The sequence below is a fragment of the Actinosynnema sp. NPDC049800 genome (assembly GCF_040656635.1).
Lineage (GTDB): Bacteria > Actinomycetota > Actinomycetes > Mycobacteriales > Pseudonocardiaceae > Actinosynnema.
The window spans coordinates 1-14,316 of record NZ_JBFAMT010000037.1 but is presented as its reverse complement, the minus strand read 5'-3'; the positions used below and the strand labels follow the sequence as shown (position 1 = coordinate 14,316).

Annotated in this window: 14 protein-coding genes; 8 read left to right on the top strand and 6 right to left on the bottom strand. The window is 72.1% G+C overall.

Annotation, left to right across the window (positions count from 1 at the left end; genetic code table 11):
• Window position 1: 1 nt before the first annotated feature.
• Window positions 2-1,795 (bottom strand): GMC family oxidoreductase, encoded by a 1,794-nt coding sequence (locus AB0I91_RS31120; protein ID WP_499640165.1) that lies wholly within the window; start codon window positions 1,793-1,795, stop codon window positions 2-4.
• Between the two features lie 4 nt (window positions 1,796-1,799).
• Window positions 1,800-2,786, bottom strand: a complete 987-nt coding sequence (locus tag AB0I91_RS31115; protein WP_499615395.1) for a gluconate 2-dehydrogenase subunit 3 family protein — start codon at window positions 2,784-2,786, stop codon at window positions 1,800-1,802.
• Between the two features lie 266 nt (window positions 2,787-3,052).
• On the opposite strand from AB0I91_RS31115, the gene AB0I91_RS31110 reads away from it, so the two are divergent.
• Window positions 3,053-4,153 (top strand): serine/threonine-protein kinase, encoded by a 1,101-nt coding sequence (locus AB0I91_RS31110; protein WP_499640163.1) that lies wholly within the window; start codon window positions 3,053-3,055, stop codon window positions 4,151-4,153.
• 35 nt (window positions 4,154-4,188) lie between these two features.
• Entirely contained in the window at window positions 4,189-5,289 is a 1,101-nt protein-coding gene (locus AB0I91_RS31105) for a hypothetical protein (RefSeq protein WP_499640161.1), read from the top strand.
• 6 nt (window positions 5,290-5,295) lie between these two features.
• Here the strand turns inward: AB0I91_RS31105 and AB0I91_RS31100 are convergent, their stop codons facing one another.
• The gene (locus AB0I91_RS31100) at window positions 5,296-5,799 is read right to left on the bottom strand and encodes an inclusion body family protein (protein WP_498780117.1); all 504 of its coding nucleotides are present in this window, start codon (window positions 5,797-5,799) and stop codon (window positions 5,296-5,298) included.
• A 265-nt stretch (window positions 5,800-6,064) separates the two neighbouring features.
• Complete coding sequence (locus AB0I91_RS31095) at window positions 6,065-6,670, bottom strand: TetR/AcrR family transcriptional regulator (RefSeq protein WP_499640159.1); 606 nt, start codon at window positions 6,668-6,670, stop codon at window positions 6,065-6,067.
• 64 nt (window positions 6,671-6,734) lie between these two features.
• On the opposite strand from AB0I91_RS31095, the gene AB0I91_RS31090 reads away from it, so the two are divergent.
• The gene (locus AB0I91_RS31090; protein ID WP_499640157.1) at window positions 6,735-7,634 is read left to right on the top strand and encodes an oxidoreductase; all 900 of its coding nucleotides are present in this window, start codon (window positions 6,735-6,737) and stop codon (window positions 7,632-7,634) included.
• Here AB0I91_RS31090 and AB0I91_RS31085 read toward each other — a convergent pair.
• Window positions 7,631-8,251, bottom strand: a complete 621-nt coding sequence (locus AB0I91_RS31085; RefSeq protein WP_499640155.1) for a GyrI-like domain-containing protein — start codon at window positions 8,249-8,251, stop codon at window positions 7,631-7,633. The two genes, AB0I91_RS31090 and AB0I91_RS31085, sit on opposite strands and share 4 nt — an antisense overlap.
• Window positions 8,248-8,811, bottom strand: coding sequence for a PadR family transcriptional regulator (locus AB0I91_RS31080; protein WP_499640153.1), 564 nt, complete (start codon window positions 8,809-8,811; stop codon window positions 8,248-8,250). The genes AB0I91_RS31085 and AB0I91_RS31080 overlap by 4 nt, the downstream gene beginning before the upstream one ends.
• 120 nt (window positions 8,812-8,931) lie before the next feature.
• On the opposite strand from AB0I91_RS31080, the gene AB0I91_RS31075 reads away from it, so the two are divergent.
• From AB0I91_RS31075 to AB0I91_RS31055, 5 genes are all read left to right on the top strand, one after another.
• Window positions 8,932-9,729, top strand: a complete 798-nt coding sequence (locus AB0I91_RS31075; RefSeq protein ID WP_499640151.1) for a hypothetical protein — start codon at window positions 8,932-8,934, stop codon at window positions 9,727-9,729.
• Entirely contained in the window at window positions 9,717-10,154 is a 438-nt protein-coding gene (locus tag AB0I91_RS31070; RefSeq protein ID WP_498780126.1) for a PPOX class F420-dependent oxidoreductase, read from the top strand. Before AB0I91_RS31075 ends, AB0I91_RS31070 begins: the two co-directional genes overlap by 13 nt.
• An 88-nt stretch (window positions 10,155-10,242) precedes the next feature.
• Window positions 10,243-11,076, top strand: coding sequence for a vWA domain-containing protein (locus AB0I91_RS31065; protein WP_498780127.1), 834 nt, complete (start codon window positions 10,243-10,245; stop codon window positions 11,074-11,076).
• 8 nt (window positions 11,077-11,084) lie between these two features.
• The gene (locus AB0I91_RS31060; protein ID WP_499640149.1) at window positions 11,085-11,870 is read left to right on the top strand and encodes a protein phosphatase 2C domain-containing protein; all 786 of its coding nucleotides are present in this window, start codon (window positions 11,085-11,087) and stop codon (window positions 11,868-11,870) included.
• Window positions 11,833-13,977: a serine/threonine-protein kinase gene (locus AB0I91_RS31055; protein WP_499640147.1), complete on the top strand. Its 2,145-nt coding sequence runs from the start codon at window positions 11,833-11,835 to the stop codon at window positions 13,975-13,977. Before AB0I91_RS31060 ends, AB0I91_RS31055 begins: the two co-directional genes overlap by 38 nt.
• Window positions 13,978-14,316 lie beyond the last annotated feature (339 nt).

Sequence of the window (14,316 nt, the reverse complement as noted above, 5' to 3'; positions counted from 1 at the left end):
GTCACACCCTCGTGGTGAGCAGGTCGCCGACGCGGAAGGCGTTGGCCTGGATCGTCAGGGTGGGGTTCGCGCCGCCGGAGGTCGGCATGAACGACCCGTCGGTGACGTAGAGGTTGTCGAACCGCCACGCGCGGCAGTCCGGGTCGAGCACCGAGTCGGCCGGGTCCGTGCCGAACCGCGCGCCACCCAGCACGTGGTTGGCGATGCGCCGCACGTCGTTGCCGACGTGGCCGTGCCCGATCACCTGCACGCCGTCGCCGCCGGCGGCGAGGATGCGGCGGCACTGCTCGGCCAGCACGTCCATCACCGCCCGGTCGTGGGCGTGCCAGCCCTTGTCGATGTGGGCGACGGGCCGGTTCCACTTGTCGCGCACGGTCGGGTGCAGCGTGATCCGGTTGGTGGGCAGCGGCAGCTGGTTGGCCATGAACGCCACCGACAGCTGCCGGCCGAAGTTCTCGGTCAGGTAGCCGTCGAACGCGTCACCGCGCATGTCCAGGTCGTACAGGTAGCCCTTCCACATCGTGTCCATGTCGTTGGCGGCCCACGTGCGCGCCATGCTGATCGGCAGCGCCGAGTCCGACGTGTTGTTGTAGATCGCGCCGCCCGCCCACAGGTTGTTGGCGCGCACGAACTCCGGCGCGGCGCACGCGTCGGTGGCCCAGTCCGAGTCGAGCGTGCGGGACTTGTCGTGGCGGCCGGGCACGCGGGCCGACGCGCCGCCGAAGCAGTGCGTCAGGAAGTAGCGGCCGAGCAGGTCGTTGCCGTTGATCCGGGCGGCGAAACCGGCGTCCAGCGCGGCGGACAGCTGCAACAGCCGCACCGACTCGATCGCGCTGCACGCCACCACCACGACCGCGCCGCTCACCGTGCGCTCGCGGCCGAGCGGGTCGCGGTAGTGCACGGCGGTCACCCGCGAGCCCGTCGCGGACAGGTGCGTCACGGCGCAGTTCGCGCGCAACGAGAACCCCGGCTCGGTCGAGATCGGGTGCAGCAGCGAGACCCACGTGTTGGACTTCAGGCCCAGCGGGTCGCCGTAGCGGTTCACGAACGCGGTCTTGATCGACTCGCGGTCCAGCGGCACCGTGCGCCCGCTCGGCACGTGGTCCTCCGTGATGACCGCCAACGGCGTGCGGTAGCGGCGGTAGCCGAGCGCGTCCATCCCGATGGCGACGTGCGAGCTGATGCTGTTGGGCTCCAGCGGTTTCTGGTAGTGGTCCACGCTCACGGGCTTGAGCTGACCGTCGCGCGTGCCGTTGATGCCGACCAGGTCCTCGGCGCGGCAGTACCACGGCTCCAGCTCGTCGTAGCCGAACGGCCAGTCGCGCGCCTCCCTGGCGACGTCGCCGTTCCCGTCGTCGCGCAGGTCCGAACGCCCCTGGTTCACCGTGCGCAGCCGGAAGTCGTCGGGCGCGAAGCGCAGCGACACACCGCCGTACAGCTGCGTGCCGCCGCCCACGACCTGCGCCGTGTACCCCTCGATGGTGACCTTGTCCCGGCCGTCGACGTCGCGGTAGACGTGCGGCTCGTCGTTCAGGTCCGGCTCGACGTGGCTGGAGTAGAACGACGCGCCGGTGTTCGCCACGCCCTGGACGCGGAGCACCTTCTCCGCGCCGGTGGCGAACTCCTCGTCCCGCTTGAAGTCCGACAGGCCGTCGGGGCTGGTGTGCTGGGCGTGGAACAGCGGCCCCTTCTCCAGCACCAGCACGCGCTTGCCGGCCCGCACCAGCGTGTGGGCGATCGGCGCGCCTCCCGCGCCGCTGCCGATGATCACCGCGTCGAACGTCTCGTCGGCCATGGTCTCATCCCCGGTAGTCGGTGTTGCGGCCCAGCGGCGCTTCGAGCGCCGAGCGCCAGTCGAACTCGAAGCGCTCGGCGAGGTAGGCCCACGCCGCCGCGCCGTTGTTGCCGCCGTGCTTGGGGTGCGCGAAGGCGCCGGTCATCGCGTGGCGGCGGAGCAGGACCAGGAAGTGGCGCGGCTCGCCGTACCGCCCGGTGTCCCAGCCGGGGACGGCGTTCGCGGCCAGCTCGTCGTAGAGGTCCATGAACGCCTGCCTGCCCAGCTCGGCGGGCTCGCGGCCGGGGAAGCGGGCGCGCAGCACGCCGTCGACCAGCCGCAGGCACGTCTTGTAGTCGTCGAGGTTGTGCCGCTCCTCGCGGGCCAGCAGCTTGTCGATGAAGTTGACCACGCCGACCGACTCGTCCAGCAGGAACGCCAGCGGGAACTGCCGGTCGCGCTCGGAGCGGCTGAGCCGGTGGTAGAAGTCGCCCAGGAACCGCCGGTTCTCGGCGAGCTGGAACGGCAGCACCTGCGTGACCAGGCGTTCCAGCAGGCGCAGTTCCCAGCGGTCGAAGCTGATCGGCACGGCGCAGCCGTGGGTGAAGAACCGCGACCACTCCCGGCCGTCGTCAGTGCGCTGCCGCTGCGGGTTCACGGGGTCGAGCACGGACCGACCGTCCACGGCGAACCGGTAGCGGTGCACCTGTCCCTTGCCCACGCGCACGGTGACCGCCCACAGGCCCGTCGGCTCGTCCAGGAACCGGACCGGGCGCAGCGGCACGGGCGTGTGCAGGTCGCCGAACGTGCCCACCACGCCGACCTCGCGCGCCTGGTCGTCGCGGTGCGCGAAGGTGACGTCGTTGAAGCGGTAGGACGTCTCCGCCGACGAACCGTCCCAGTGCGTGTCGACCACCGGGAGGTGGAACGGCTCGGCCACGTCGCCCGCGTCGCGGGCGAGGAAGCGCGTGGTGTGGTTGAGCACGTACTGGTCGTCTCGGGCAACCCGCACGACGGGCATGGTCTTCACCCACCTGATGAGCACACGGGCCCCTGGCCCGGTCGCGATCGGACGGCGCGGAGCAGAACGCGGCGCGCACTGGGGACGTCGCGCCGGGCCGGGCCGCGGTTAGCCGGGAGCCCTCGGATTCAGCGCTCCGGGTGAAAACCCCGGCTCCGCCGTAACGAATCACTTTCACGACTCGTCCGGGTCGCCCGGTTTTGTCGGTGGGCTCCGCCATGATGTCGGTCGATCGGATCTTCGGGGAGGGAGTCGCGGTGCGGACGCTGATGAGCGGCACGGCCTGGGCGGACTACGGGCAGCTCTACGTGGCGGGCGGCGAGGGTTCGTTCGGGATGGACGAGTGCTTCGGCGGCCAGGCCAACGGGTTGTGCGGTGGCGCGGTCCCCGGCACGTTGTTCCTGATGACCGGCACGAACGTCGGCGAGGTGGACTTCACCGTGGAGTCGCACGACCAGGCGCCGCCGGTGGGCGAGGAGTGGGAGGACGTGGTCGAGGTGTCCTTCCGCCCCTCTGAGGCCACGGCGCTCTACAGCTGGGCGTACGAGAACTCCTGGCCGTTGGACGGGTTGACGCCGGGCGACTACCGCGTCCGCTACTGCGCGGTGGGGATGGACGACGCGCGCGCCGCGGATCCGCCGAGCCCGTCGCGCGAGCGCTACCTGCTCCAGTTCTGGCCGGCGCCGCCCGAGCCGGACCGGGTCGTCCGGCGGACCAGCGAGCACGCCGCCTACTGGCACCGCTACGCCGCCCGGCAGCCACCGCCACCGACCGCCGAGGAGAAGGCCGAGGCGTTGCGCCGGGCGCGCGAGGAACAGGACCGCGCCGCCGCGCGGGCACGACTGGAGGCGGAGGAACGGCGGTGGGGCGGGCGGCTGCCCCCGGAAGGGCTGCGCCGGCTGCGCGGGATCCCGCTGCTGGTGGTGGGGCTGGACCGCCCGTTGGGCGAGGCGATCGCCGAGGCCGGTCCGGCGGTCCAGCGGGACGTGGCCCGCTGGGCGGCCCGGCGTGCGTTCACCGAGGCCCGGCTGGCCGAGGTCGACTGGATCGCGCCCGCCCTGGCCGCGATGGACCGGGGCGAGCCCTTGCCGCCACCGTTCGCCGACGGGGCGCCCGCCGAGCTCGTGGACTCCCTGCTCGCCGACGGGCGGATCACGCCGGAGGTGACGACCTCGTTGGACGGCAAGCGCGACGTCCTGCAACAGGCGATGGCCCTGCCCGCGCTCTTCGCCGCGCACGGGGAAGATCCGTTGCGGGCCGCGCTGGAGGCGCTGTGGGCGGGCGTCCTGACGTTCGGCCACGGTCGCCACGGCGCCCTGTTCGCCGAGCTGCGCGAGTCCTTCCCCGACCTCGCCTGAACCGGACCGACCACTTCGAGGAAAGGAGTTCACCGGTGCGGACGCTGGTGAGCGGCGCTTGGGTGCACTACAGCCAGGTCTTCGTCGAGAGCGGCGACGTGACGGACAGCCCGGCGGGCTTCGGCGGCCAGGTCAACGGGTTGTGCGGCGCCGCCATCCCCGGTGCGCTGGCCGTGGTCACCGGCCTGCACACCGGTGACGTCGACTTCACCGTGGAGCTGCACGACCGGCCACCGCCGCTGGACGACGACTGGGAGGACGTGGTCGAGGTGTCGTTCCGCCCCGCCGGGCCCGCGAACCTGGTCGCCTTGGGCGGCGAGCAGTGGTGGCCGTTGGAAGGGCTGGTCGAGACCGACTACCGGGTCCGGTACTGCGCGACCGGGATGGACGAGGGCCACCTCATGATCTACCGGGAGGACGACGAGCCGTCGACCGAGCGCTACGTGCTCCAGTTCTGGCCCGCCCCGCCCGAGCCGGACCGGATCGTCAAGCAGACCAGCGCCCAAGCCGCCTACCGGCACCAGCACGCCCGTGAACAGCCGCCTCCCCCGACCCCCGAGGAGAAGGCCGAAAGCGAGCGCAGGGCGCGGGAAGAACGCGAACGGGCCTCCGCACGGGCACGTCTGGAGGCGGAGGAACGCGAGTGGGGCGGGCGGCTGCCCGGCGAGCGGTTGAGACGACTGCGTGGCACGGCGCTGAGCCTCGCGTCGGTCGATCGGTCCCTGGTGGACGCGCTCGCCGGGGCGGAGCCGGCGGTCCAGCGGCAGGTGGCCCGCTGGGCGATCGGGCGTGCGTTCGCCGAAGCGGGGCTCGCCGAGGTCGACTGGATCGCACCCGCCCTGGCCGCGATGGACCGCGGCGAGCCCTTGCCACCGCCGTTCGTGGACACCTTCCAGCCGTGGGACCGCATGATGGCCGACCCGCGGGTCCCCCAGACGGTGGTGACCACGCTGGACGGCCGCCACGACAACTTCAGCCAACAGGCGATGGCCCTGCCCGCGATCTTCGCCGAACAGGAGTCGGACCCGATGGTGGCCGCTTTCGACGCGGTCTGGTCGAGTGTGGCCACCTACGGACCCGGCCGGTACGACGTGCTGTTGCGGGAACTCCGCGAGGCCTTCCCCGCCATTTCGTGACGTGCGTCAGTCCTGAATGCTGATGAACGGGTCCCAGTAGTAGTAACCCAGCTTCGCACCCGTGTGGTCGAGGATCATGAAGCTGAAGTGGTAGGTGACCGACCCCGTTTCCAGGACGGTGCACTGCCAGTAGAAGCTGTTGATTTTCTGGGTGGTCGGGTCCAACGGGTCGTGGCTGTTCGGCAACGGCTCGTTGACGACCACCGATTTCGGCTCGGGCGTGTCGATCAGGTTCGCCCCCGACGAGGCGTCGAACTTGTAGAGGACGCTCGTGTACTTGGAGTTCAGGGACAACGTCGTCTCACGCCACCTGATGATGTCGTCCGGCGACGCCTTGACGGTCAACTCGCTGCCCGGAGAGCCGATGATGTGGTCCTGCCGCGCGGTCATGTAGATCAGGTCGCTGCTGTCGGGAATCGCCGTCGGCCGGTCCGGGTCGGAGTTCTTGCCGTAATTCTCGATAATGGTTTCGGCGTCGATGACGATGAGCACGTTGATGAAATCCGACATACCCCAGTTCCTCCTGTCGCCCACCGGTAGATCCGTTGCCAACAGTTCCGCACCCGCGCCTCGGGCGTCAATCGTCCGTACCAGTGATGCCATTCGACTCGCGCCGCCCGCGCCCGACCAACCGGAATATTCGAATTCTCGACGCCGTGGACTGCGCGCGTCACCCCGTTGCGCCAGGGAAATGCTACGGAAAGTAGAGCCACCCGCACGTGAAGCCGGAAAAAGGAGCATTGGACGACTCGACCGCACGCGCGACGGGCGGGCGTTACCCGAGCGGGCGGGCGCCCCGCAGGAATTGGTCGACGGCGGTCTCCACGAGGCCGTCGAGCAGCTCGGGCTTGACGATGTTGCCGTTGATGATCGTGGCGATGCCCTGGAGGGTCGCGAACAGCACGATCCCGATCCGCTCGGGGTCGCCCGCTTCGAGCGCGCCCTGTGCCTGCCCTTGTCGGATCAGGTCGTCCATCAGCCGGAACGGCGCCTCGGCCGCCTCGACGATCCGCTCCGCACCCGGCCGGTGCTTGCTGCTGTACATCAGTTCGAGGAGCGCGGCGTTCTCGGTGGCGAACCGGGTGTAGGCCGTCATCGTCGCCCGCACGCGGGCCGGGAACTCCTCGCCCGCCTCCGCCAACGCGGTGCGCAACACGGCGTCCAAGCGGGCGAACCCGGACACGGCCAAGGCGTCGAGCAGCGCCTGGCGGTCCGGGAAGTGGCGACGCGGTGCGGCGTGGCTGACGCCGATCTCCCTGGCCAGGTCGCGCAGCGACAGCTGGTCCGCGCCGTGCTCGCGCAAGCCGCGCTCGGCCGCGTCGAGCAGCGCGGTGCGCAGGTTCCCGTGGTGGTAGGGCCGCTCCGGGGTCGCTTCGGGCACCGGGCCACCCTAGCGAACGGTGTTTCCGTTGACAACATAGTTGTCAGTGCCTACTTTGTAGCTCATGACAACATTCAGCGCCTCGGACGTCCCTCCCCTGCCCGGCCGCACCGCCGTCGTCACCGGAGCGAACAGCGGGATCGGTCGCGTCGCCGCCCGCGTGCTCGCCGCCAAAGGGGCACGGGTCGTGCTGGCCGTGCGCGACCCCGAGAAGGGCCGGGAGGCCGCCGCCACCATGGCCGGGCGGGTGGAGGTCCGGCGGCTCGACCTCGCCGACCTCTCCTCGGTCCGCGCGTTCGCCGACGACCTCACCGACCCCGTCGACCTGCTGATCAACAACGCGGGCGTGATGATCCCGCCGCTCACCCGCACGGCCGACGGTTTCGAGCTGCAGTTCGGGACCAACCACCTCGGCCACTTCGCGCTCACGAACCTGCTGCTGCCGCGGATCCGGGGCCGCGTCGTCACCGTCTCGTCCAACGCCCACAAGGTGGGCTCGATCGACTTCGACGACCTGAACCGGGAACGCAAGCCGTACCGGGCGATGTCCGCCTACGCGCAGTCCAAGCTCGCGAACCTGCTGTTCACCTCGGAGCTGCAACGGCGGCTCACCGCGGCCGGCTCACCGGTGATCGCGACCGCCGCGCACCCCGGCCTGGCGACCACGAACCTGCTGAAGCCCGACGGTCGGCGACGCGTGCGCGAACTGGCGCAGAGGGGCGCGACCGGCCTGCTCGCCCAGAGCGAGGACGACGGCGCCCTGCCGACGCTCTACGCGGCCGTGGCCGCCATCCCGGGCGACAGCTACGCGGGCCCGAGCGGTTTCCTGGAGGGACGCGGCGCACCGAAGCTGGTCGGCCGCTCGGCGAGGGCGCGGGACGCCGGGACGGCACGCCGCCTGTGGGAGGTCTCCGAGAAGCTGACCGGAGCCGTCTTCCCCCGACCCTCCGAGCACCCCGCCTAGCCGGGTCGAACGGGTTGGCGCAGCACCGTCCTGAGCTTCTCGGGCGCGGTCTTGCGGGGGTCGCCAACGTAGACCTCGTGGTGCAGCCCGGTCATCCGCAGCCCGTTGGCCTGGAGCCACTCGTCGTGGAGCCTGGCCAACACCGGCCCTTCGTCGTCGTAGGACCCGATGTGCAGGACCTGGGCGCTGGTCCCCTCGTGCAGGACCTCCCGGCGCAGACCGTCGACGGCGGGGAGCTCCTTCTTCGCCGACCCGACCCGCTTGGCGTCCTCGATCGCCTCCTCGGTGATCCAGTCCGGTTGGCTGATGAGCATCCGCCAGTGCCAGGAGTCCTTGGCGCGCGCGGTGAAGACCGCCGGGTCGTCCGCCCACCACAGCCCTTCCAGCGGCGCGACGACGAGGTCGCGGCCCTCGCGCTTGCTCGCGAACTTGATCGTGTAGGCGACGGAGTAGAGCGCTTGGACGGCGTCGGCGTACTCGGCGCTGGTGTTGGGGTCGCCGCGACCGTCGACGGCGATGAACTGCTGCTCGGGCACGTCGACGAGCGCCCAGTCGGTGTTCTTGGGCGCGTAGAGCTGCTTGAGCTCCCGCTTGACGTCGTAGCGGTCCGGGCTCATCGTCCGCCGTCCTCCTGGTCGGGTGAATCGGTCAGTTCGGCCTGGTAGGCGGCCAGCCAGTGCTGTTCGGCCGTCAACTGGGCCAGCGAGTAGTCGAAGATCGCGCGGGCGAAGCGGGGCGCGTGCGGCTGGGCGGCGACGGCCGCGCGGAGCTCGGCGATCTTCTCCGCCACCGAGGCGGCACGGCGGGCCAGGGCCGCGCGGAGCCGTTCGGGCGGGATGACGGGCTGGTTCGCCAGCCCGACGAGGACGCGCGGGAACACCGGCCGCAGCTCGGCCACCGCCGCTTCGGCCGCCCGCGCGCACGCCCGGCGCCCCTCCTCGGTCGGGCCGAAGACCTTGCGGGCCTTGCCCCGGCCGGACCCCTGCGGGTCGACCTCCGCCACCAGGCCGCGGTCGCGCAGCTTGCCCAGCAGGTAGTAGATGGAGCTGAACCCGATCTCGGTCCACTCCCTCATGCCGCGGGCGGTGATCACCTCTTCCAGCTCGTAGCCGTGCCGGGGTCGTTCGACCAGCAGACCCAGCAGGGTCAGTTCGGCGGGGGTCAGCTCCGAGGGCACCCACCTATTCTAGTACTAGAATAAGGTCTGCGGAACCCGACGGTCGCGTTCACCGAGCACCACCGCCGGCCCCGGAGACAAACTGGACGGACGACCTCGTGGCACGGGAGGGATGCCCCGGTGAAGACCCGAACGACCGCCGTGCTCGCCGTGTGCGTCGCCGCCGGTCTCGTCGCGAGCCTGATGCTCCTGCGGCGGTCCGGCCCGGACGCGCCGTCGTCCTCGTCCGGCACGCCGACGACCGGGGCGGACGTGCGGGTCGGCGTCCGGATCAGCGATCGCGAGGCCGAGCAGGGGTGGTTCCTGATGGCGTCGCAGGACGTGGCCCGGCGGACGCCGCCCGAGGACGTCTCGGACTGCCGCGCCTTGCACGCCTGGGCGTTGCGGGAGGGCGCGCTCCCCGTCGGCGACGCCGCGCACACCGTCACCTTCTCGGCGGACCGCCGCACCACGATCGAGAGCACCTACATGCGGGTCGTGCCGGACCCGACGCCCTACCCCGGTGAGCACGCGCCCGTGGTCCGGCTCGTGTGCCTGCCCCGCCCCGGCGCCACGCCCCCGTTCCCGGAACCGGCCGAGGCGCGCTTCCGCGTCGACAGCGGCTCCGGGCCGGTGACCTTCGAGGAACGGCACCAGGTCGAGCCGGGCGCCGACGCCGGGTTCGACGTCGTGCTCGACCTGACCGGCACGACCGGCCCGTTCGCCTACCGCGTCGAGGTCGGCGTCGCCGAGGGCGGCGAGTTCCGCATGGTCCCGGTCAACGGCGGCGACGACGTGTTCTTCGCGACCGAGGACGGCGGCGGCATGGGGTACCGGCCCGCGACGACCACGTGGACGATGAGCCCCACCCGCACCCGGACCGACTGCCCGGCGGTGACCGATCCGGGCCCGAACCAGGAGCCCGCGTGCACGAGCTGAACGAGCAGGTCAAGGCACGGCTGCTGGCGCCGACCTTCTGGCACGTGGCCACGCTGAACCCGGACGGCTCGCCGCAGGTGACGCCCATGTGGGTCGACCTCGTCGGCGACCACGTCGTGTTCAACACCGCGCTCGGCCGCGTGAAGGAGGAGAACCTGCGCCGCGACCCGCGGCTGTCCCTGTCCTGCGTGAGCACCGAGAACCCGTACGACCGGATGGAGATCCGGGGTCGCGCGGTCCGGTTCGTCGTGGGCGACGAGGCCGAGCGCGGCATGGACCTGTTGGCGCGCAAGTACCTCGGGACCGAGCGGTTCGAGTGGCGGATCCCCGGCGAACGGCGGGTGATGGTGCTGGTCGAGCCCACCCGCGTGCGGCACACCGTCGGCGTCGAACCGTTCCGGCGCGGCATCCTGCCGGAGGGCTGAGTGGTGACACCCGGACGCGCCCGCCTTCGATAGCGCTAGCCTTTCGGGTGATCCGCACACCGTGCCGTGGGAGAGCTGGACACCCTTCGTGACCTACACAGCCGAGATCAGCCGCGCCAACCCGTCCTGCTTCGTGTTCCTGGTCGACCAGTCGGCGTCGATGAACGACCCGATCGGCGGCGGGAGGCAGCGCAAGGCCGACGTGGTCGCCGACGCGCTCAACCGGCTGCTCGCCGAGCTGAGCGTGAAGTGCGCCAAGGAGGAAGGCGTCCGCGACTACTTCCACGTCGCCGTCATCGGCTACGGGCACGCGGTCGGCTCCGCGTTCACCGGCCCGCTCGCCGGGCGCGACCTCGTGCCGCTCAGCCAGGTCGCGGAGAAGCCCGCGCGGGTGGAGAAGCGGACCAAGAAGGTGCCGGACGGCGCGGGCGGCCTGGTCGAGACGACGACCCGCTTCCCGGTCTGGGTCGACCCGGTCGCCCACGGCGCCACGCCGATGTGCCGCGCGCTGGCCTCGGCCGAGTCGCTGGTGTCGGACTGGGTGTCCCGGCACCCGGACGGCTTCCCGCCGATCGTGCTCAACCTGACCGACGGCGAGTCCACCGACGGCGACCCGGCCGGCGCCGCGTGGGGCGTGCAGACGCACGTCACCGCGGACGGCGCGGCACTGCTGTTCAACCTGCACGTCTCCGCCGCCGACGCGGTGCCGGTGACGTTCCCCGACACCGACGGCGCGCTGCCGGACGCCTACGCGCGCACCCTGTTCGGCATGTCCAGCCTGCTGCCGCCCCACATGCGCTTCTACGCGCTCCAGCAGGGCGTGCCGGCCGGCGACCTGGCGCGCGGGTTCGTCTACAACGCCGACATCACCTCGCTCGTGCAGTTCCTGGACATCGGGACCCGTGCGACGGACCTGCGCTGAGCAGCGGCATGGTCACCTCTTCCCTCCGCGTGCCCAAGCAGGGCAACACAGTGCGGGAATGCGAGGACGCCGCTCACGTCGAGGCGGCGCCGGACGGACCCGTGCTGGCGGCCGTGGCCGACGGCGCGTCGGAGAGCCTGCTCGCGGGCGAGTGGGCCGACCTGCTGACGCGGACCACCACCGACGCCGCGCGGGACGACGACTGCGCGCTGCGGGACGTGGACCGGTTCGCCGCGGCGCTGGTGCGCGCCGGGGAGGCGTGGGGCGAGTGGCTCGCGGACTACGTGGCCGCGCGCGAGGCCGACGACCGCCCGATCGCCTGGTACGAGCAGCCCAAGCTGGACCGCGGCCCGCACGCCGCGGTGCTCGCCGCGCGGTTCGACACCGAGCCGTCCGGGTCGACCCGGTGGGATGTCGCCGCGTTGGGTGACAGCTGCCTGTTCCACACCCGCGACGACCGGCTGCTGCGCGCGTTCCCGATCGAGTCGGCGGAGGCGTTCGACAACGCGCCGGGCCTGGTCAACGCGTTCCAGCGCGACCACGAGCTGCTGGCCCGGCACGTGCGGACGGCGTCGGGCACGGCGGAACGCGGCGACGGGTTCTTCCTCTGCACGGACGCGCTCGCGGCCTGGTTCCTGCGGGCGGCGGACCGAGGTGACCGACCGTGGCAGCTGCTGGCGAAGTTCACGCGATCCAGTGATCTCGACGGGCTCACGGCCTGGTTGGCGACCGCACGGGCGGAGGGGTTGATGCGCAATGACGACGTCACCGTCGTCCACGTCGACCTCGGGTGACGGGCCCGCCCGCGCGTGGCCGTCGGGCGCGACCTACGTCGAGGCGTTGCAGGACACCGCGTTGTGCTTCCGCGGCACGGACCTCGCCGGGGCCGACGTGCGGGTCGACGCGTTGGGCCGCCCGCGCGCGATCTCCGGCAACTTCGCCGGCGTCTTCTCGGTCACGGCCACCGACGGCACCCGGTACGCGATCAAGTGCTTCACCCGCGAGGCGCCGGAGCAGGCGGCCCGCTACCGCGCCGTCGGCGAGCACCTGGCGCGCCTGGACGACGACTGGGCGGTCGGCTTCGACTACCTCGACCCGGGCATCCTCGTGGAGGGCGTCTGGCGCCCCGTGCTGCGGATGGAGTGGGTGGAGGCGGTCAACCTCCTGCGCTGGATCGACCGGCACGTCGAGGACTCCGCGGCCGTCTCGCGCGTCGCCGAGCGGTTCGCCGACCTGGTCGACCGGCTCGCCGCGGCGGGCGTCGGGCACGGCGACCTCCAGCACGGCAACCTCCTGATCACCGCCGACGGCTCGATCAAGCTGGTCGACTACGACGGCGTGTACGTGCCCGCGCTCGCCGGGCTGCCCGCCGCCGAGACCGGGCACCGCAACTACCAGTCGCCCGACCGCACCGCGGCCGAGTTCGGCCCGGAGGTCGACCGGTTCTCGTCCTGGGTGGTCTACCTGTCGCTGGTGGCCCTGGCGACCGACCCCTCGCTGTGGCGGCAGCTGCGCGACGAGGACGCCGAGCACCTGCTGCTCGCCGAGTCCGACTTCGTCGACCCGGCGGGCTCGTTCCGGCTCGCCACGCTGACCGGTCACCCCGACGCGCGCTTGCGCGGGCTCGCCGAACGCTTCCAGGAGATCCTGCTCCACCACCGCGCCGCTCCCCCGCCGCTCGAACGGCTCGGCGACGTGGAGCCATCGGGCCGCGGGAATTTCGCAGCCGTGGAGCCAGTCGGCCCCGGCCTGCCCTCGTGGCTGGCGGAACGCCTCGAACCGCACCTGCCCGCGCCGCCACCCGCGGTGCGGTTCGGCCGTCGCCCGTCCTCGCTGGCCGCACTGACGTGGGTGCTCGCGGTGCTGCTGCCGTTCGGCGGGGCGGCGGCGATCCTGGTGGACGAGGCGCTCGCGGTCGCGGACGTGTCCGCGGTGCTGGCGTGGGCGGCGGCCACCGCGGCGGGTTACCGGCGTCAGCCCGAGTCCACCCGCGCCCGTGCCGCGCGGGCCGAGCGCAACCGGCTCGCCGACGCCCGCCTGGCCGCCGCCGCCCACGCCACGCGGGTCGATCGGGAGGCCCGGCAGGTCGCCGAGGCGAGTGAGCGGGCCAAGGCGGAGCAGGACCGGCGGCGCCGGGACCTGCAGCAGTGGCACGACGAACGCCTCCGCGCGCACCAGCGGACCGTGAAGGAGCACCTGGACCGGATCGACCGCGACCGGCAGGGATCGGCGGCCCGGATGCACCTGGAGGAGCAGCGGTTGCTGGTCCGGCGGCAGAAGGCGCACCTGCGCGCGGAGCTGGCGAAGTTCCGCCTCGCGACCGCCGGCGTCGAGGGCGTCGGGCCCCAGCAGATCGCCAACCTCGAAGCGGTCGGCATCCGCACCGCGGCCGATTTCGTCGGCGTCCGCTACGAGTCGGACGGCCTCGACCGGGTGGCGATCTTCGTCCTGGTCGACGGTCGCGCCGTGAGCGCCGCGCGGGTCGGCGAGGTGTCCGCGGTGCTCATCGACCAGTGGCGGGAACGGCGGACCGCCGAGGCCGAGGCCGATCGACCCACCACGCTGACCCCGGTGGAGCAGCGGGCGCTGCGGATCCGGTTCGCCGCGGAACGGGCCCGGCTCGACACCGAGCACCGGCAGGTGCTGGCCGAGGCCGAGACGAGGGTCGCCGAGCTGCGGGCCGAGCTGCGCGCCGGACAGGTCGCCCTCGCCGACGAGATGAGGACCGCCAACACGACGACCGCGCACACCCGCGTGGACCACGACCGGTCGGTGGCCGAAGCCGCCGTGCGCCTCGAACGTGCCGAGCGGGCCGCCGCCGAGGGCGTCACGCGCGCCGACGCGTTCCGGCCCATCACCTACCGCCGGTACCTCCGCTTCCTCCTCACCGGCCGGAACTGACGCCTCCGCCACCGCGTCACGGCTCGGCGACCCGTGACCGCCGCGCGCGTCCGGCGAGCGCCAAGTGAGACCGCGAACTGAACCGAGACGCCGAGATTCATTGACACGTTTCGGCGGTCTGCTCGAAACTTTAGGAAGACCGCACCGATCGTCGTTCGGTGTTCTCGTCTCCACACCTCGTCTCAAAGGAGAGCCCTGGTGATCATCAGTTCAGGCCGCTTGAGAGTCCGCGCGGCGGTGCTCGTGTTGGCGATAGCGACGTTGGCGCTGGCCGGGACGTTGACGGCGGTGGCGCGGTCGACGACCGCGACCGCGGCGGCGTCGGGTGATGTGGTGGCG